This is a genomic window from Halioglobus sp. D3-4 (assembly GCF_055809315.1).
In genome coordinates this window covers 2,306,603-2,324,040 of record NZ_CM147907.1, presented here as the reverse complement: position 1 = coordinate 2,324,040, position 17,438 = coordinate 2,306,603, and the positions used below count along the sequence as shown (strand labels likewise).

Below are 17,438 nucleotides of genomic sequence, written 5' to 3'. Positions count from 1 at the left end.
TCCGTATACAGAAAGTAGCCATCAACTATCGCTATGTCAGTGCCCTCGAGTACAAATTAAATCTGTCCCCATTATTCTTCGATAGCACATTGTGTCGCCTTGCAATTGCCCTTTTTCGACTCAGTTCATTGTCGTATCGAATTGAGTTGTGCTAATCCAATCGGCTCTCGATACTGACCAGGCCCCCGGTTACCCCGAAGTGAATCCATCGGCTGAGAACCTGCTTGCCGGTTGCGCGCTGAATGCCTGCCGCGTAGGTCGCCAGTTGTCCTGCAAACCCCAGTGCAATCTCTTCCCAGTCGGTGCGCGCTCGCGGCGAAGCCTTGTGATCAATCAGCACATACCCCTCTGCAGTCTCCAGCAACAAGTCTATCCAACCACTGATAAGCTGGCCCCGCTCGTTAGTGTAGTAAACCGGATACTCGACATACATATTGATAGGGGTGAACCGTTGCTTAATCTCATCCACAAAGCGGTTCGCACACCTATCCGCCATTTCCACCGAAATCGTATTCTCCATACCATGATCGCGCAAAATTCGCGCTGTAGCGTTCTGTCCCAGCACCGTTGATGCGATCACCGCATGCAGCGCTGAACCCAGCGTGGCGGGCTCGTATTCGCCGGTGATTTCCAGTCGATCACCCAACAATACGACTTCGCTTACGGTGGCATGTTCATCCCCGGGCAGACTTGATGGGCTCAGTTGTAGCGGCAGTTTCTCAATGGCCGGGGCAGGGCTGACTAGCCATTCAGGCTTGTACGCTGGTAGCTCGGTATCGTATTCACTCGCGTGTAATTCCCATTGTCGGCTGGTAATGACGGTCCCGTCTGGCAGGGCAAGCGTGTCACCCTCGGGCAACATCCAGTCCGCTTCAAGGGTGTCCATCCACTCTGTGCTGTTCTGCTTGGTGTTCATCGTGATGATCAATCCATCCCGCGGGCGCGTCAGAGATACATATAACAGGCGCTTCATCTCCTGCACTTCCTGCGCCATGGCGGCCTGGCCCTCGGCGCTTTCACCGATCTGGTCGAGCAGTGCGATGTTGGCGCTTTGCATACCGGTAAAGGCGGGCCAGTAGCGCAGTGTGCGATTGGCCAACGGCTTACCCAGATCGATGGTGGTGGGGGAGGGCAGTACACTCAGCCCCCATAATCTTGGCTTGAGTTTGGCGTCCAGGTCCATTGCTATCACGATAGGCCATTCCAGCCCTTTGGCGCCGTGGTGGGTGACAAGTTGAATCGCGTTCTCGGTGCCGCCGGTGGCCTGTGTGTCGTCCTCGGTGGCGGCGAGTTGGTAAAACCACAGGACCAGTCCGGCGCTGGTGGCGGGTTGGTTCTGGGCGGCGCACTGGTTCATGTAGTCTTCGGCGTGTGCCAGCAGTGCGCCCAGGTTGTTGAGGCGGTGTTGGCTGCGCTGTTCTGTGGGCCCCCAACGGTATACGGCTTCGCGCACATTGCCGGCATCTATTGCGGTGCGCAGCACTTCTACCGGCGTCAGAAAGTGCAGGCGGTTGCGCAGTGTTTTCAACGCGGCCAGTGGACCCTGTTCATCGTCTTCAAGCCATTGGCTTGAGCGCGCCTCCGGTTCTTCCAGATAGGCCATGCGCTGGGCGATCCACGCCTCCGGGTTCTCGCTTTTGGTCAGCGTGAGTATCTCAGCGCTGGCCAGTGTGTCGGTGGGGTCGATCACACGTCTGAGGCAGGCCATCGCAAGGCAGCCTTCGGGGGTGCTGAGCAGGCCGGGGCGTTTGTAGCGGATGGGGAGTTTGGCGTCGCTGAGCGCGTTGGCGATTTCGCGCAGGTTGTCGTGGGTACGGCACAGTATCGCAATATCGCTGTAGGTGGCTGGGCGTGATTGCTTGCTCTGTTTGTCGACCACGGTGCGGCCTTCTTCTATCAGGCTGCTTACGCCGTTGGCCAATGCCTGCGCACGAGTGGTTTTGTTACTGCCGCCCAGTTGCCATAGCTCCACGGCGGGTTCTTCAGTGAAATCGTCACGTGCCGGTATCAGTGACACCTGCTCCGGTTTGAGCGTGTCAGAGAAGGCCGGCACAAACAGGTTGTTAATGTAGTGCACCAGTGCCGGGGTGGAGCGCCAGGACCGCTCCAGTATCTCGGGTGTGTTGCCATCCTCGGTGACGCGCTCAACCACCGCAGCCATCAACGTCGGATCTGCGCCGCGAAAACCGTAGATGGATTGCTTGATATCGCCTACCCAGATTACCTGCCCGGCCAGTTGTGAGAGTTTCAGGAACAGGGCCAATTGTATCGGGCTGGTATCCTGGAACTCGTCCACCATGAGCAGCTGCAGTTCTTCGCGCAGAGTCTCCTGCACAGTGGGGTGATCCAGTAATTGAAAGAGACGCTGTTCCTGGTCGACAAAATCGATCAGGCCTTTTTGCGTTTTTAGTTGCTGGTAGGCGCTCAGGCTATCGGCGGCAATCGCAAATACCTGTTCGGCGAAGAAGCGGATATCGCGGTGCAGGGCAGGGTGCTTGTCGTAGTCGATGGCGATATCTGCGATGGGCTCGGCGAATGGTTTGGATTTTTTGCCGGGCAGTTTTTTACTCAGCGTGATCCACTCAGGCCACGTGGCGCGCTCTTTGTACAGGCCGGCGCGTATGCCGCTGATCAGCGAGAGATATTCGCGAGTGACCTTGGTGCCGTCCACGGTGGTATCGATACCGTCCATCGCCTGTTCTATGGTGTTCAGTAATTGCCGGTTAAGATCGCGCGTGGTGGCTTTGGGAAAGTGCGCGAGCAGTTGGTCAGCACTGGCGTTGCCGAGATGGCGGATATCCTCCGGTGACTGGTTATTGGCACGCGCGGCGTCCGCGATGCTTTTTACTTCCGCGCGCCAGTTCAGTTGCTGCTGCCGGTCGGTGATTTGCAGTCGGTGGCAGGCGGCATTCATCTGCCGGATCAACACGGTGTTGTCTGCCAGTGCGCGCTCCATCGCCTGATAGAACAAAGCATCGCCCTGTGCTTCCTCGATGACCTGTTGATCTGGTGGCATACCAGCTTCAAACGCGAAACGGTGCAGCAACTCGCCGCACACACTGTTTACCGTGCCGATCAGCGCCTGCTCCATCTGATTGGCCACCTGCAACTGGCCGGCTTCAATCAGCGCGCCGCGCACGCGCTCCTTCAGTTCGCCGGCGGCCAATTTGGTGAAGGTGGTGGCGATTACGCCAGCGGGAGCGACTTTCCTTGAAGACAGCAACTCTTGCAGCTTCTGAGTCAGCGAATAGGTTTTGCCGCTGCCGGCACCGGCACTGATGAAATGGATATTGTCGCTCATGCGTTTTCTTCCCAGCCGGTGAGCACGCTGTAGTCGTTGAAAACGTCGCTGGTCTCGGGAATGTCCAGGCCGTCCTCCGGGAGGGCGGATTCCTGCGTTGGTTCGGTGTTGGTCACAGTCACTTCGATCAGGCCGCGCTCAAACTGCCCGTTGCGCCACCTCCAACTCTGTTCGAAGCGCTGCCAGTATTCTATCGGGCCTTCCTCATCCGCCGGTTCGAGAATGTCGGCATTGGGAAAGAAGTTGTGATTCAGGCTCAGCAGGGTAGAGTCCATGACAATGAAGTAGCTGAGAGCGGGCGAATCCGATGCGCCGTTATTGCGTCGCAGATGTGAATAAGTGGCAAGCTGTAGATAGCTGTTCGCCAGCAGTGCCTCGCGGCGGTATTTTTTGCCACCCCACTTAATATCGATCACAGCCTCTGTGCCGTCCTTGCGCGTTGCCAGCAGGTCGATGAAGCCGTTCAGCGCGCCACCGGTAAAGCGACCCTCCTGCCACAGCTCCATTTGTACGGCCACCACGTCTGCGGATTGTAGGTGTTCCACCAGCGTGATGAGGGAATCCTGTACCTGGGTGATGAAGCGTTCACACTCGGCCTGTCGGCCTGCCTCCAGTAACAGCGCGCCCTCCTGTTGCAACAGCGTGCGGATGTGTGTGTCTACCCAGGCGGCGATGGTGCTGGTGTCGATACTGCGTATTGCCGGATGCGCGCTCAGGAATTCCTCATAGACCCGGTGGGCGAGGCTGCCCTTGAGCTGGTTGCCATCGCTGACATTGGCCAGTGAGCCGGGGCGAATTCTGGCGGCGTAGCGCAGCAGCCACTGGTACGGACTGTGAATGTAGGCATCCAGGCTAGAGTAGGATTCGGTTTCGCGCGCCGGAATTTTCGCGGATGTTGGCAGCTGCCACCAGCGTACTTTGGGCGGCAGGGTTTGGGGGGTAAGCGGATGCGTGGCAATGCCGAGTTGCTGTGCCGTCTCGCTGCTGGCGATCTGCAGCATGGGCAGTCCCTCGGTAAGGCTGGCGATCTGGTCCCACAGCGGGTGGTGGCGTTCGGTATCGTCGTGCAGGATAAAGGTGCAGCGCTCTACCGCACTCAGCAGGGGGCGCAGCCAGGCCTTGCCCAGCCATTCCAGTTGCGCGTCCTCGGTTTGCAGGTGTACGCCGTGTTCGTGTAGCGCGGCCCGTTCAGTGCGCGACCACGGCCAGCGCTGCACGCGGTCATTCGCCTGGCAGTCCCACCAGATCACGTTGTCTGCCGCACACCCGGCAAACGCGCCGGCATGATCTGCCCGCAACACTCTGGGGTGGCCGGGGCATATCTCTGCGCAGCGATCGGCGATCGCCGCGCCGGTACCGCGCACGTCTTCTATCAAGCGCCGCACATTGTCCTGTGTGAGTGGATCGCGGCCGTGGGCTTTGAGGCGCGCTATCGCACTTACAAACTCAAGCGCCTGGTTGAGTGCGATGTGGTAGAGGGTTTTGCGGTCCAAGTTCTCGGTCGACTCCCTGGCTCCCTGTAACCAGTCGGCGACTTTTTGCGCGCGCAGTGACAGTGTCTCGCTATCGACGCCCTCCTGCGGCGAGAAGCGCGGGGATTCCAGCCAGTAGCGCAGGCTCTCTTCAAGTTGCTTGCGCTCGGGTGGATCCAGGTGTGTCAGGCTTGCGTTGATCGCCTCTTCCCAGGCCGCGCTGCCGATGCCGGGTACGTCGGCTACTGTGCGCGCGAGTGTCTCGCGTATGCGCTTGGGAATCGGGCCGACAGGGTGCGACAAAAACTGGAACAGTGCGGTGGGGTTCAATGGCTCCCACAGCAACTCACAGGCCAGTGGTAATACCTGGAATACCGGGCGCCAGGGTGAGAGTGCGCTAAAACCCAGGCGCGGGCTGTACAGTCGCTCCAGCGTGTCGTCCAGTAACTCGCCGCGTGCCTGTGCCAGCAGGGCGACGGATTTATCGGGTGCTTCCCGCAACCAGCTTTGTGTCAGTAGTGCTGTGAGCGGAGTGCTCTCTGACGGGGAATCGGCGCGCAGGGCGATAACGGTGCCATCGCCGTGCAGTACGAGCTTCTCGCGGGTGTCCTGCAGCAGGTGATCCTGTAGTCGGCGCAGATCGGTATCGGCGCTGCCCTGCGGCTTGGCGGCCGAGGGTTCTGCAATGGGTGCGCCAACGGCCCTGATCAGTTGTTGCCACAGATGGGGGAAGTCACCCAGCGTATCGCGCAAGGTGATCGTGTCAATGGCGATAGGGTTGTCGGGCAGCAGGGCGATGACGCGCCGGATGCGCTGACCGGGGTTGGGGGCCACCAACGCTGCCGCATGTTGTTCAATCACGGCCATATCAAGCATTCGCGCAGGTGCATCATCGCCAAAGCAGCCGTCCCACCCCGCCAGATACCACTGGTCTCGCCATTGCAGCAGGGTGCGAGCGACAGAGAACGGGTCTGCATTGTAGGAGGCGTGATAAAAAGCCGCTTGGTGGTCTACCGCGTCGATACACCCCAGGTACTGAATCAGGCGTGTGGTAAAGGAAATGTCGCGAGCGGGAATCCCCAGTTGTGTCTCCAGTAACCTGAGGAACCCGGCGGGGCCGACCACTACTTCGCCCAGTGCATCCTTGCGCAGCTCCGGCACGGCGGAATCGCCCTTGATCGCAAGCGTTACACTGACTTTTCCTGTACCGGGTTGTCCAGCCATGTGCTATTTGCCCTCCCTGGAGATTGAGCGCCTATGATAGGCGTAACGTCCACGCCTAGCCATCGTTGGCGAAATGTACCTGCGCGGCTACACGACATGTATGGATGTCCATGAAGCTAAATTAAACCGGCACGGGCTAATTACACTCTCAAGTGACTGCAATGACAGTTCCGACGGTATTTCGGTGTTTGAGCGGCTATAGTTATCATCATTCACGCAATGCGGGGAGTTCCAATGACCGAGATCGTACCCACAATCTGTCGCCTGTGTATCGCCCACTGTGGCGTGCTGGCCGAAGTCGAGGATGATAACGGTCGTCGCAAGGTCACTAAGGTCACCGGTGATCCGGATAACCCCCTGTTTAAGGGCTACACCTGCCCCAAGGGTAGAGCCCTACCGGAGCTGCACAACCACCAGGGCCGCCTGCTGCATTCGATGAAATGCCAGGCGGATGGCAGCCATGCACGTATCGACAGTGAGCAGGCCACCATCGAAGTCGCCGAGCGTATAAAGGCTATTGTCGATCAGTATGGTCCGCGCGCCGTGGCGTTCTATGTGGGCACACCCAATGGCGGACAGCCGACGTCGGCGGCCATGGGGAATGCGTTTTTGCGGGCGATTGGCTCGCGCATGTTTTTCACCTCCAACACCATAGACCAGCCCGGTAAACAGATATCCATGGCGCTGCACGGCAAGTGGCTGGGTGGGGAGCCGGATTTTGAACAGGCCGATGCCTGGCTGTTGGTGGGCAACAATCCCATTATTTCCAAATCGGCGGGTATTCCCGGGCAGAACCCGGCGCAAAAACTGAAAGAGGCGCGGGCGCGCGGCATGCAATTGATAGTGATTGATCCGCGCGTTTCCGATTGCGCGCGCAAGGCGGCTATTCACTTACAGTGCCGTCCGGGTGAAGATCACGCCATTCTCGCGGGCATGATCAACATTATCATCGAAGAAGGTTTATACGATCGCGACTTCATAGAACACAACGTCAATGGCTTTGCTGAGCTACGTGAGACGGTGGCTGGCTTCACGCCTGATTACGTGGCTGCTCGCGCGGGTATTCCCGCTGCACAGCTTGTTGAGGCCGCGCGTGTTTTTGCCCGTGCCCGAATACGTCACGCCAACAGTGGCACCGGCGCCAGCTTCTCGATGTATTGCAATCTCAAGGACTACCTCGTCGCCTGCCTCAACACCGTATGTGGCGCTTATACCCGCGAGGGTGAGCGTGTGACGCGGCCCAATGCCATGCTGCCTGCTTACACGCCCAAGGCGCAGGCATTTCCACCGTTCAAGGCCTGGGGCTTTGGCGAGAAGCTGCGCGTGCGCGGTTTAACCGATACAGCCGCAGGTATGCCCACCGCAGCGCTGGCAGAAGAGATACTCTTGCCCGGTGAGGGGCAGGTGAAGGCGCTGGTCTGTATCGGAGGTAACCCGATGGCTGCTTGGCCTGATCAGCGCAAAACTCAACAGGCGATGGAGGCACTGGAGCTGTTGGTTACGCTGGATGTGGAAATGTCGACCACTGCGCGTCTCGCTGATTACGTTATCGCCTGTACGCAAACACTGGAAACGCCAGGAATGAGTCAGAGCGGAGAAGCGATAAAGTACTTCGGTTCGGGCATCGGCTTCCCCTGCGCCTACGCGCAGTATTCACCGGCTGTGGCCGATGTACCGCACGGCTCTGATCTGGTAGAGGATTGGGCCTTCTTTTATCGTATGGCCGGACACCTAGGTCTCGAGTTGGTGTATGCCTCGGCGTTTGGTTTTTCGAAGTTTCACGAGGCTCCTTACGAAGTATTGCCGTTGGCGGAAATCGAAAACCCTACGTTGGAGACGCTGTACGCCTCAATCTGTGCACACTCACGTATTCCGCTGGAGGAGGTTAAAAAATATCCACATGGACATATCTTTGACAGTGATGTGCGCGTTCAGCCGCGAGACCCAGGCTGTAGAGATCGGCTTGACTGTGGCAATGCTGTGATGCTGGAGCAACTCGCAGAGGTGTTCGCACAGGATTACCGCGCGCACCACGACACTTCAGATTATCCATTTCGCTACATTCCGCGCCGGCACAATAACTTCATGAACTCCACTGGCCGCTCCATCACCAAACTGAACAGCAACAAGCCGTTTAACCCGGTATGGATGCATCCCGACGATATGCGCGCGGTGGGGGTGGGCGAGGGCGACCGGGTACGCATTGCCACTACCCACGATGGCATCGTGGCCACGGTTGAGGGCGACGATACCCTGCGCCCCGGGGTAGTGGCGATAGCGCACGCCTTCGGCGGGCTGGTGGAGGAGGACGAGCGCTACGAAGAACTGGGCGCAAATACCGGTCGCCTGGTGCGTGCCGATGAGGATTCCGACCCCATCACCGGTATGCCTCGCATGGGTAATATCCCGGTGGCTATATCTGCCTGCTGAGTTCGCTGCATCGAGTTGGATACGGGTGCCCCGATAGCTCACTGAGTTGTGCAGCCCACGATGAACGTTTATCCCCGTGTGCTGTCCAATTTCCCCTACAACAAGGTAGGGGCCGGCGTCACTTTCCCTGTGTATTTTGACGCTATAAGTACAGGTGTTGCTTGTATTTCTCCCCTGCACTGGATTATCGTTGCCGATTAAGCGTTTTCACTTCATTTGAATTGTAGAGCCATGAAAATAGTAGCCCCTCTTCTCGTCACCACTTTGCTGTCCGCACCGGTTTTTGCCACGACTTATCAGCTGCCATCAGAGCATTTTGATGTTGTCGGCTCGGTCACCACCGTGGAGGCCAAGTATGAGGATACACTGCTGGATATAGCCCGCCGCAAGGGTATAGGGCAGGATCACATGGAGCGGGTCAATCCTGATATTGATCGGTGGTTACCCGGTGATGGCACTGTCGTAACAGTCCCCTCGCAGCATATATTGCCGCGCGGGCCGCGTACGGGGCTGGTATTGAACCTGCCGGAAATGCGGATGTACTATTATCCTCCCAAGAAGCCGGGTCAGCCGGCGGAAGTGCAAACGTATCCGATTAGCATCGGGCGTATGGACTGGGCGACACCGCTGGGCGTGACCCGTATCGTGGAGAAAACCAAAAACCCCACCTGGACGCCGCCGGCGTCGATTCACAAGGAACGTGCTGAAAAGGGTGAGCCTCCGCTGCCGCGAGTAGTGCCGGCAGGGCCCAATAATCCGCTGGGTAAGTATAAAATGCGATTGGGCATTCCGGGTTATTTGATTCACAGCACGAACAAGCCGCAGGGTGTGGGTATGCGCGTTTCTCACGGCTGCATCCGCATGTTACCCGAAGACATCGAAAAGCTTTTCCCGCAACTGCCGACAGGCACGCAGGTGAGTATTGTCAACCAACCGGTCAAAGCGGGCTGGTACGGGGGCAAGCTGTATCTTGAAGTCCATCCTCCTCTGGAAGAGTATCCGAACGACCGAGGCGCCATGGTGCAATATGTGAACCTGGCGTTGGACGATGCCATGGCGCGGCGGGCAGCCGGTACCATGCTGGATAACGCAGCAATCGACGAGGAACTCAGTCGCCAGACTGGTATTCCTTTGGTGATCTCTAATGGGGGTTACTGAAGGTATTGACGGTACTAAGAAGGTACTGAAGAAATACTGCAGGTAGACACCGAGGATACCGGAGCGGCTAACCCGTGAGAGTATAGCCGCCCCGGTAAAGAGGTGCCCTGGGTGTTACTTGTTCATGGACTGCTTGAACATACGGTCCATTTTCTCGGAGTTGGCATCGCAGCAAGCTTGAGCAGCGTTGGCTTTGGCCAGAGCAGCGGCAGCGTCAGCAGCAGCTTTGTTGGCAGTAGCCTGAGCAGCTTCAACTTGCGCTTTCAGCGTGTCCAGGTCACGAGTAGTGGCACAGCCGGTTACGCCTGTCAGGGCGACCAACATAAAAGCTGCTGCCGTTGTTTTGAGCGAATTACGCATAATATTGTCCTCTAAGTGGTCAGCCGGTAACCGGCTTAAAAAGTCTATCCAATTTGAACTGCCCTTCCCTTTTTAGTTCAGGGCTGTGCAGCTCGTTTTAGGGCAATGTCGCCAAACCAGGTCGGCGAGCACCTCCAGACGCTATTTTCAGAGATACTGAGCGTAATCGCAAGCTATTGTTTACCCGACTTTTTCCCAGTTAGCGGACAATGACACGGGTGCCGACAACCACCCATTTGGCCAGTTCTTCCACTTGTTCGTTGGTTAGCGCGATGCAGCCCTCAGTCCAATTGACTGTTTCATGAACTTTTATATCGCCGGCGCCCAGCCCGTGGATGCCCAATTGGCCGCCCAGCCTGGTGTTCTGCGGGGGTGGCAGGCCGCGGTCCAGGTCATAGCGCAACGCCCGGTATTCTTCGATATCAATACGCTCGTCAAGAAATGCACGTTCTGTGTGTTCCAGATTGGGGTAATTGAAGGCCATAAACAACTCGAACCTTTCGCTGGGCCTGATTTCGGTGATGGTGAATTCGCCTAGCGGTGTGGTGCCGTCATCCCGCAGCCGTGCTAGTGTCGGGCCATTGCTGCCGATGGCGATGTTTTCAAATACATGCAGTGGATTGTCGCCGTCCATCACCATCAGGCTGAGGTCTTCGGTATCAATAGCAACCCAAACATCATCGGTGGCCGCTGCGGCCCGCGTATCGGGTGTGACTGTGACAATGAAGATTAGAAAGCTGAGAGAGAGTAAAACAGAGAGGGCTGGCGCGCAGTAATTTTTGGGCGACTGTGCAGAGAGAGTGCGAATCGAAAACACGTTCAAAGTCCGGGTCAGGGAGAGTGCCAAAGATTCTAGCTGTCAGCAAGTGACGATTCAATGTGCATCCTCTGGTAATCTGTCACTCTTTGGCGGGATGCTGAATGGGGGAAAAGCGGATGAAAAAGAGACTAAAAGCTACCGCTCTACTGCTGGCGCTATTGCTGGTGGTTTTAAGTTGGCCCGCCTGGCAGCTCTACGAGGAAGTCCGCAAGGCAAGCAGTGAGGATCCGCTGGTCTGGGAGGAAGATATTGTTGCGCTTGAGTCAAACACCCGTAAGCAGTCTCTCGATGGGCAGGAGGTTGTGTTTATTGGCAGTTCCAGTATCCGGCTGTGGGACACCCTCGCCGACGATATGGCGCCCATAAGTGTGATACAGCACGGCTTCGGCGGTGCCAAGCTGAATGATGTTGTGCACTATGCAGAGCGACTGGTGAATGCCTGGCAGCCGCGCGCCGTGGTGGTGTTTGCCGGTACGAATGATATTCACCCCGGTGCGGAGAAATCACCGCAGCGGTTGCTGTCGAGTTATCAGGCCTTTGTGGAAGCGGTGCGAGCGGAGCAGCCCGATGTACCTATCTATTACATCGGCATTACTCCGTCGCCGCTGCGCTGGTCAGTCTGGTCTGTCGCACAGTCCACCAATGCGTTGATTCAGCAGTGGTCGACGACGCAGCCCAAACTGCATTTTATAGACACTGCACATCGGTTGATGGGCAGCGACGGCGAGCCAGACCCCGACAACTATCGTATTGACGGCCTCCACCTCAGTGCACAGGGTTATGGCCTGTGGCGAGAGAGTATTCGCCAGCGCTTGCTTGACGAGATCGGCGCGCTGGGCCCGACTCATGACTAGCGCTGCTGATCAATCGTTGATCAAATCCCGGTTGCTGGATCCCCGCGTGATCGAGGATCCATATCCGTTCTACCGGGATTTGCTCAATCACGCACCGGTGTACCGGGTGCCGGGCACCGAGGTATACCTCGTCTCTTCATGGTCACTGATTCATGAAGTGTTAAAGAATCAGGCCGATTACTCCGCCAATCTCACCGGTATTCTGATGACAGATGGTCGGGGCCAGCCCACACTGTTCGATCTGACACAATTCGGTGGAGCGGTGGATGCAATTGCCAATGCCGATGAGCCCTTCCACGCGGTTCACCGCAGGCTGGTATTGCCCCAGTTAAATGCGCGCAAGGTGGTCGCCATGGATGCCGAGGTGCGCACCTGGGCGCGGGCGGGGGTGCGGCAGTTGGTTTCGGCGGGGGGTGGTGACTGCGTCGGTGCACTTGCCAATGCGATACCTGTGAAAGTCATGGCGCGGCTGGTGGGCCTGCCGGTGGAGGATGTCGATCAGCTTCTGCAGTGGGCCTTCAGCGGCGGTGATATTCTGGCCGGGACGATTGATCTGGAGCGACTGGCAGCGCTGGGAGTCTCCACCGGACAGATGAGGGAATACCTCGCGACACATTTCGATACCGTGGTACAAAAGGCGAGCTCACTGGAAAGGCATTCTGTGATGGATGAGCTGGCAGTTGGCGTTACAGAGGGTGTGATTTCCGCGCAGGATGCGGTGGCGATTCTGATCGTGCTGGTGGGCGCGGCGGGCGAATCTACCTCCAGTCTGGTGGGGAGCGCTATCCGTATTCTGGCGCAGAACAGCGAATTGCAGCAGCAGTTGCGCGGCCAGCCTGCACTTATCGAGCGTTTCGTCGAGGAGGTCGTGCGCCTTGAGTCGCCGTTTAAGGGGCATTACCGGGCTGTCCGGAGAGAGACACAGTTGGGTGGTGTTGTCATTCCAGACACCGCTCGGGTTTTTCTGCTATGGGCCGCGGCCAACCGTGATCCCGAAGTATTCGCCGATCCGGACAGGCTGGATATCACGCGTCACAATACTGCCGAGCATCTCGGTTTTGGTCATGGCATTCATTTTTGTATTGGCGCGCGGTTGGCGCGTATGGAGGCGAGGGTAATACTGGAGGAGTTGTTGCAGTCCACCCGTAGTTTTTGTCTGGACAGCCGATTTCCTGTGGCGCATGTACCGAGCATTTTTGTCAGGCGTTTGGGAGAACTGCATTTGCAGGTTAGCGCGAATGGTTGATGCAAAGTAACAGAGGGAGAAAGTGGATATGAGGTTGCGTTTCTGGCTGTTGGCAGCGCCTGTCTTAATGGTCGCTGTGCTTGCGATTTCGGGAATCGACTGGAACGGCTATGCGTTGCGTATCTATATGAGCGCCAGTCAGCCGCTGGCGGTAGACGATGCGCCGCATCGAGAAACCAGTGGGGGCGTGGACTTTACGCTTACGGCGATTACTGATGAACTCGATATGCCGTGGAGTTTCGCCTTCTTACCCGATGGCGATATTCTGGTTACCGAGCGCAGTGGCTCTCTACAGAGGCTGGATCCGGAGTCGGGCACACTCACCCCCATCAGTGGTGTGCCGGAGGTTTATTATCAGGGGCAGGGTGGTCTGCTTGATATTGCATTGCTCCGCGCAGCACAACCGGGGTCGCCAGCGGATAGCTCGCTGCCCTTATGGGTTTACCTCACGTATTCCGCACCCATGGGCGACGACGGCTCCACCACGCGGTTGGCGCGTGCGCGGTTGCAGGACAATGCGCTGCGTGAGCTGGACGTGCTCTATACCACCGAGCCGGTGCTGGCGACTAAAAAGCACTACGGTGGCCGATTGCTGTTTGTTGGCGATCACCTGTATATGACCATGGGCGAGCGGGGCCGGGCAGAATTAGCACAACAGCTGGATGCCGATATGGGCAAAGTGCTGCGGTTTAACAGCGACGGCAGTGTGCCGGCGGATAACCCATTTGCAACAATACCCGGCGCGCGCCCCGCGATATACAGCTACGGGCATCGCAACCCACAGGGCCTCGCTCGACACCCCGTAACCGGTGATATCTGGCTCACTGAACACGGTCCGCAGGGAGGCGATGAACTCAACCGCCTGCAGCCGGGCGCCAACTATGGCTGGCCGGTGATCACCTATGGCGAAGAGTACGGCGGCGGCAAGATCGGAGAGGGAACCGCGAAAGAGGGAATGGAGCAGCCCGTCTACTACTATGTCCCTTCCATTGCGACAAGTGCGCTGAGCTTTTATCAAGGCGAACAATTTCCCGGGTGGAATGGCAATGCGTTTATCGGCGCCCTGCGCGCGCTCCATCTTAATCGTCTGGGTTTTAATCCCGACGGCACGGTGATCGAGCATCGGATGCTGTCCGACCTCAATCTGCGCCTCCGGGATGTCAAGCAGGGCCCCGACGGTAACCTCTATCTGTTGAGTGAGCAGGGTTCTCTGTTGCGGCTCGCGCCGGCGGCAGAATGATGGTTCCGAGATGCGCCCTTCAGGGGTTGTAGCTAGTGACTAATAGGGTGTAGTCTATAGTCGTTAACCGACTTATAAAGGTAAAGCGTATGTCCGGCTGCCCGCATTTTGATCTTACTGCTCCCGAAACCTATCAGGGCGGCGTCCCGAGAGAAGTTTTTAAGTACCTTCGCAATGAGCAGCCCATTTACTGGCATGACGACCCGGAGACAGACACCGGTTTCTGGGCGGTAACGCGACAGAAAGACCTGGATTTCATCTCCAAGAACCCTCTGTTGTTCTCCTCTGCGGAAAAAAGTTGCCTGCCTTGGGAATCCGATCCGGAGCGGGTGGCGATAATGCGTCAGCAGTTGATCAATATGGACCCACCGCAGCACTTGAAGTATCGCCGGCTGGTGCGGAACGCTTTTACCCCCAAGAACGTTGATAGCTACGAGCCGCGCTTTCGCGCGGTTGCGAAGAATATCGTTGAACGGGCTGTGGCGGGTGGGGAGTGTGAATTTGTTGAAGATATCGCGGCAGAGTTGCCATTGATCGCGATTTGCGAACTGATGGGGGTGCCCATCGATAGACGCAAGGACTTGTTTGAGTGGACCAACATCATGCTGGGTATGAATGACCCGGAATTGTCTACCTCGGAGGCAGATGGTGAGAATGCGATGGCCCAGATGTTTTTTCTGGCCCATGAGCTGGCTGTCACCCATCGCGAAAACCCGCAGGACGACATTGTGAATATTCTGCTCAATGGTACGGTGGAGGATGAACCACTCACCGACGAGGAGTTCTGTCACTTCTTTCTGATGTTAATGGTCGCCGGAAATGAGACAACCCGCACCGTGACATCGCAGGGCATGCGCCTGTTAATGGAGCACCCCGAACAGTACCAGATGCTGGTGGAGGACCCGGATCTCCTCGACGGTGCCATTGAAGAAATTCTGCGTTTCGATCCCGCCATTATCGCTTTCCGTCGTACCGCGATGGAAGATGTGGAAGTGAACGGGCAGCGAATAAGCAAGGGCGACAAGATAAACCTGTATTATGCGGCGGCCAGCTCGGATGAGGATGTGTTCAGCGACGTCGATACCTTTGATATTTTGCGGTCGCAGCGCGAAGACGTGAAAAACGGTCACCGCGCGTTCGGAATCGGTGAGCATTTTTGTATGGGGTCTCATCTCGCACGACTGGAACTGAAGGTGGTTTTCGAGGAAGTGTTAAAGCATATTCGCAACCCGCGCCTGAATGGCGATATCAATTGGTTGCGCTCCAGTTTTATTCACGGCATCAAGAAGATGCCAATCGCGTTTGATCTTGTGTGAGCGTATTCAGCTGCGAGTGAGCAGATAGGTAATTGCTTCGCTGAGCGCGTCACACTCCAGTTTTATTGCTTTCTTCGTTTTAACGCTGCGCGGGTTGATTTCATCGACCATGCCGCGCAGAGTTGCAAATAGCAGGTGGCGAGCAATATCGCTCTGCTGTGGTTCCTGCACCGTGTCTTCAAACAACTTGTGCCACAGTTGTGAGGTTTTTTTGGCCCAGCGCGTGAGCTGTTTTTGACCGTTGATGCTGGAGGTTTCGTCTTTGCCGGCATTTCGCAGGATCGCGATGCTCACCCGGTACTCTTTTTTGCTGACGAGCTTCCATATCACGTCAATCAGTTGTCTTATACGCGGCTGCAGTTCTTTGCTTTCAAATGTCGTGTCCTCCAACGTGCTGCTGAAGTTATCGAAAATGTAATCGATGACTGCCTGCAGCAGCCCATCCTTGTCGCCAAAGTGATACTGCAGTACGCCCCAGCTTACGCCCGCTTCCTCGGCGATTCGATTGGTATGCGCGGCATTAAAGCCATCGCGGTAGATGCAGTCGATGGCGGCCAGAATGACTTTCTCGCGGGTGACTTCACGCTTGCTGGGTTTTGGGTTTTTTTTGGTCATGACCGCTTCCACGGGTATTGAGGTATCAAAAAGGGTTGGCCTGTAAAATAGTGGCAACTATAAAATATTGACGCTATATTGGCAGCTCGCGCATTATACATCGCCTATCGCATACAGGTGCACGCTTTGAATAATAAAAACCTGACAAAATTCAGCCGTCTTCAGTTAGCTCAACTGGGCCGCGAATACATGCTCTGTTCGCAGTTCAATAGCAGAACCGGCTATGCGGCTCTACGCATAAACCACGGTGATGAGGCATATAAAGACGTCGCGATTGCCAACTGGATGGGCGCTAGCCCGGTTTATACCCGGCGTATGCAGAAGGCGATGGGCTTTGCGGGCGGGGTCGATGTCGCCACGATATTCAAGGGGCTGCAGCTGGAATGTGGCTTTACGCACCAGTATTTCGATGTGCACTTTGAGGTGGCAGCGCCGGACCGTGGCCGCTTCTGGCTAAACAGTTGTGGGCCGCTGCTGGAGACTGAGCCGCGTGGGGCTGATGCGGTTAAAGTGATGTGCCACGATATTGAAGACCCCACCTTCAACGCGACCGCAGTGGCGACTAATGCGCGCGCCCGTATGGTGCCGGTACACAGGCCGCCGCGCATGCCGGCGGACAGGGTGCCGCACTGTGAGTGGACGGTGTTTATCGATGAAGAAGCAGAGGCTGTTCCCGAGCCGGATATCGCTCGGGTAATGAGTAGTACAGAGCTTGCGAACGTCGTCATAGAGCGTGGGCTGAATGCTGAGCCCGGTGGGCTGGACGATTACTCCGGCCCGCTGTTTGAGCAGCTGCATCTGGAGCAGTTCTCTCATGCAGCTTTGGTCGTCGCGTGCAGCGAACTGGCGGTGCAGGTACATCTGTTGATCACCGGCCTTCTCTATTCCATCGCACAGCGTTATGGTGACGCTGCGGCACTTGCTGTCGGTGAGTTCCAGATGACAGGCAGCAGTTGGGTTATGAGTGCACGATTGAGTGAATGGCTGGGCTGCAAGGATGCAGGGATAGACGGTATTCTGGCCGTGCTCGAGGTCCATCCGGCATTCCAGCCAGGTGAATATTGGTCGATTGAATTGACACGTTTGTCTGATCACCGCGCTCGTCTTGTCATTGGAGAGTGTCCGGCCACTGCTGAAACGCTGTCTTACAGCTGGTTTGCGCTGCTGGCGAGGGGGATGAACGGCGGGCTGGACGGACTGGTGAAGGGGGTTGATCCGCGCGCCCGGATCGAGGCTTGCACGGACAATGATCTGGCCTGGGATATTGTGATAGACGACGCCAGCGAACTGCTTGAAGAGCCTCTCGCCGTGCAGATTGCCAAGGGTACCGTGTTGTATCAGACCAGATTGGAAGACCGTATCCAGTTATTACAGGTGTGATAGCGGCGCATGCAGCCCTTGC

12 protein-coding genes are annotated in these 17,438 nt (G+C 57.0%); 7 read left to right on the top strand and 5 right to left on the bottom strand.

Annotated features, from left to right (window positions below; translation table 11 throughout):
• Positions 1-151: 151 nt before the first annotated feature.
• Positions 152-3,301, bottom strand: coding sequence for a UvrD-helicase domain-containing protein (locus AC0L6S_RS09995; protein ID WP_473428339.1), 3,150 nt, complete (start codon positions 3,299-3,301; stop codon positions 152-154).
• Positions 3,298-5,997, bottom strand: a complete 2,700-nt coding sequence (locus AC0L6S_RS09990; protein ID WP_473428338.1) for a PD-(D/E)XK nuclease family protein — start codon at positions 5,995-5,997, stop codon at positions 3,298-3,300. The genes AC0L6S_RS09995 and AC0L6S_RS09990 overlap by 4 nt, the downstream gene beginning before the upstream one ends.
• Positions 5,998-6,231: 234 nt before the next feature.
• On the opposite strand from AC0L6S_RS09990, the gene AC0L6S_RS09985 reads away from it, so the two are divergent.
• Together AC0L6S_RS09985 and AC0L6S_RS09980 are read left to right on the top strand one after the other, a co-directional pair.
• Positions 6,232-8,427: a molybdopterin-containing oxidoreductase family protein gene (locus AC0L6S_RS09985; RefSeq protein WP_473428337.1), complete on the top strand. Its 2,196-nt coding sequence runs from the start codon at positions 6,232-6,234 to the stop codon at positions 8,425-8,427.
• A 231-nt stretch (positions 8,428-8,658) separates the two neighbouring features.
• Positions 8,659-9,585 carry a L,D-transpeptidase family protein gene (locus AC0L6S_RS09980; protein WP_473428336.1) on the top strand — a complete coding sequence of 309 codons (927 nt, stop codon included), beginning with the start codon at positions 8,659-8,661 and terminating at the stop codon, positions 9,583-9,585.
• Positions 9,586-9,699: 114 nt separating this feature from the next.
• Here AC0L6S_RS09980 and AC0L6S_RS09975 read toward each other — a convergent pair whose 3' ends face one another.
• Both AC0L6S_RS09975 and AC0L6S_RS09970 read right to left on the bottom strand, forming a co-directional pair.
• Positions 9,700-9,945, bottom strand: a complete 246-nt coding sequence (locus AC0L6S_RS09975; RefSeq protein ID WP_473428335.1) for an alanine-zipper protein — start codon at positions 9,943-9,945, stop codon at positions 9,700-9,702.
• 199 nt (positions 9,946-10,144) lie between these two features.
• On the bottom strand, positions 10,145-10,762 hold the full coding sequence (locus AC0L6S_RS09970) for a L,D-transpeptidase family protein (RefSeq protein ID WP_473428334.1): 618 nt from the start codon (positions 10,760-10,762) through the stop codon (positions 10,145-10,147).
• Positions 10,763-10,881: 119 nt separating this feature from the next.
• Between AC0L6S_RS09970 and AC0L6S_RS09965 the strand changes: the two genes are divergently transcribed.
• From AC0L6S_RS09965 to AC0L6S_RS09950, 4 genes are all read left to right on the top strand, one after another.
• Positions 10,882-11,619 (top strand): GDSL-type esterase/lipase family protein, encoded by a 738-nt coding sequence (locus AC0L6S_RS09965; protein WP_473428333.1) that lies wholly within the window; start codon positions 10,882-10,884, stop codon positions 11,617-11,619.
• On the top strand, positions 11,612-12,865 hold the full coding sequence (locus AC0L6S_RS09960; RefSeq protein WP_473428332.1) for a cytochrome P450: 1,254 nt from the start codon (positions 11,612-11,614) through the stop codon (positions 12,863-12,865). The genes AC0L6S_RS09965 and AC0L6S_RS09960 overlap by 8 nt, the downstream gene beginning before the upstream one ends.
• A gap of 28 nt (positions 12,866-12,893) precedes the next feature.
• On the top strand, positions 12,894-14,105 hold the full coding sequence (locus AC0L6S_RS09955; RefSeq protein WP_473428331.1) for a PQQ-dependent sugar dehydrogenase: 1,212 nt from the start codon (positions 12,894-12,896) through the stop codon (positions 14,103-14,105).
• Between the two features lie 89 nt (positions 14,106-14,194).
• Positions 14,195-15,421, top strand: coding sequence for a cytochrome P450 (locus AC0L6S_RS09950; protein WP_473428330.1), 1,227 nt, complete (start codon positions 14,195-14,197; stop codon positions 15,419-15,421).
• 6 nt (positions 15,422-15,427) lie between these two features.
• Here the strand turns inward: AC0L6S_RS09950 and AC0L6S_RS09945 are convergent, their stop codons facing one another.
• On the bottom strand, positions 15,428-16,036 hold the full coding sequence (locus tag AC0L6S_RS09945) for a TetR/AcrR family transcriptional regulator (RefSeq protein ID WP_473428329.1): 609 nt from the start codon (positions 16,034-16,036) through the stop codon (positions 15,428-15,430).
• Between the two features lie 126 nt (positions 16,037-16,162).
• Between AC0L6S_RS09945 and AC0L6S_RS09940 the strand changes: the two genes are divergently transcribed.
• Positions 16,163-17,416: a hypothetical protein gene (locus AC0L6S_RS09940; protein WP_473428328.1), complete on the top strand. Its 1,254-nt coding sequence runs from the start codon at positions 16,163-16,165 to the stop codon at positions 17,414-17,416.
• Positions 17,417-17,438 lie beyond the last annotated feature (22 nt).

What these genes read in the sequence shown, in the direction of transcription:
- AC0L6S_RS09960 (WP_473428332.1), top strand. Translation starts at nt 11,612, where the DNA reads ATGACTAGCGCTGCTGATCAATCGTTGATCAAATCCCGGTTGCTGGAT.
- AC0L6S_RS09980 (WP_473428336.1), top strand. Translation starts at nt 8,659, where the DNA reads ATGAAAATAGTAGCCCCTCTTCTCGTCACCACTTTGCTGTCCGCACCG.
- AC0L6S_RS09945 (WP_473428329.1), bottom strand. Translation starts at nt 16,036, where the DNA reads ATGACCAAAAAAAACCCAAAACCCAGCAAGCGTGAAGTCACCCGCGAG.
- AC0L6S_RS09985 (WP_473428337.1), top strand. Translation starts at nt 6,232, where the DNA reads ATGACCGAGATCGTACCCACAATCTGTCGCCTGTGTATCGCCCACTGT.
- AC0L6S_RS09955 (WP_473428331.1), top strand. Translation starts at nt 12,894, where the DNA reads ATGAGGTTGCGTTTCTGGCTGTTGGCAGCGCCTGTCTTAATGGTCGCT.
- AC0L6S_RS09975 (WP_473428335.1), bottom strand. Translation starts at nt 9,945, where the DNA reads ATGCGTAATTCGCTCAAAACAACGGCAGCAGCTTTTATGTTGGTCGCC.
- AC0L6S_RS09990 (WP_473428338.1), bottom strand. Translation starts at nt 5,997, where the DNA reads ATGGCTGGACAACCCGGTACAGGAAAAGTCAGTGTAACGCTTGCGATC.
- AC0L6S_RS09965 (WP_473428333.1), top strand. Translation starts at nt 10,882, where the DNA reads ATGAAAAAGAGACTAAAAGCTACCGCTCTACTGCTGGCGCTATTGCTG.
- AC0L6S_RS09995 (WP_473428339.1), bottom strand. Translation starts at nt 3,301, where the DNA reads ATGAGCGACAATATCCATTTCATCAGTGCCGGTGCCGGCAGCGGCAAA.
- AC0L6S_RS09950 (WP_473428330.1), top strand. Translation starts at nt 14,195, where the DNA reads ATGTCCGGCTGCCCGCATTTTGATCTTACTGCTCCCGAAACCTATCAG.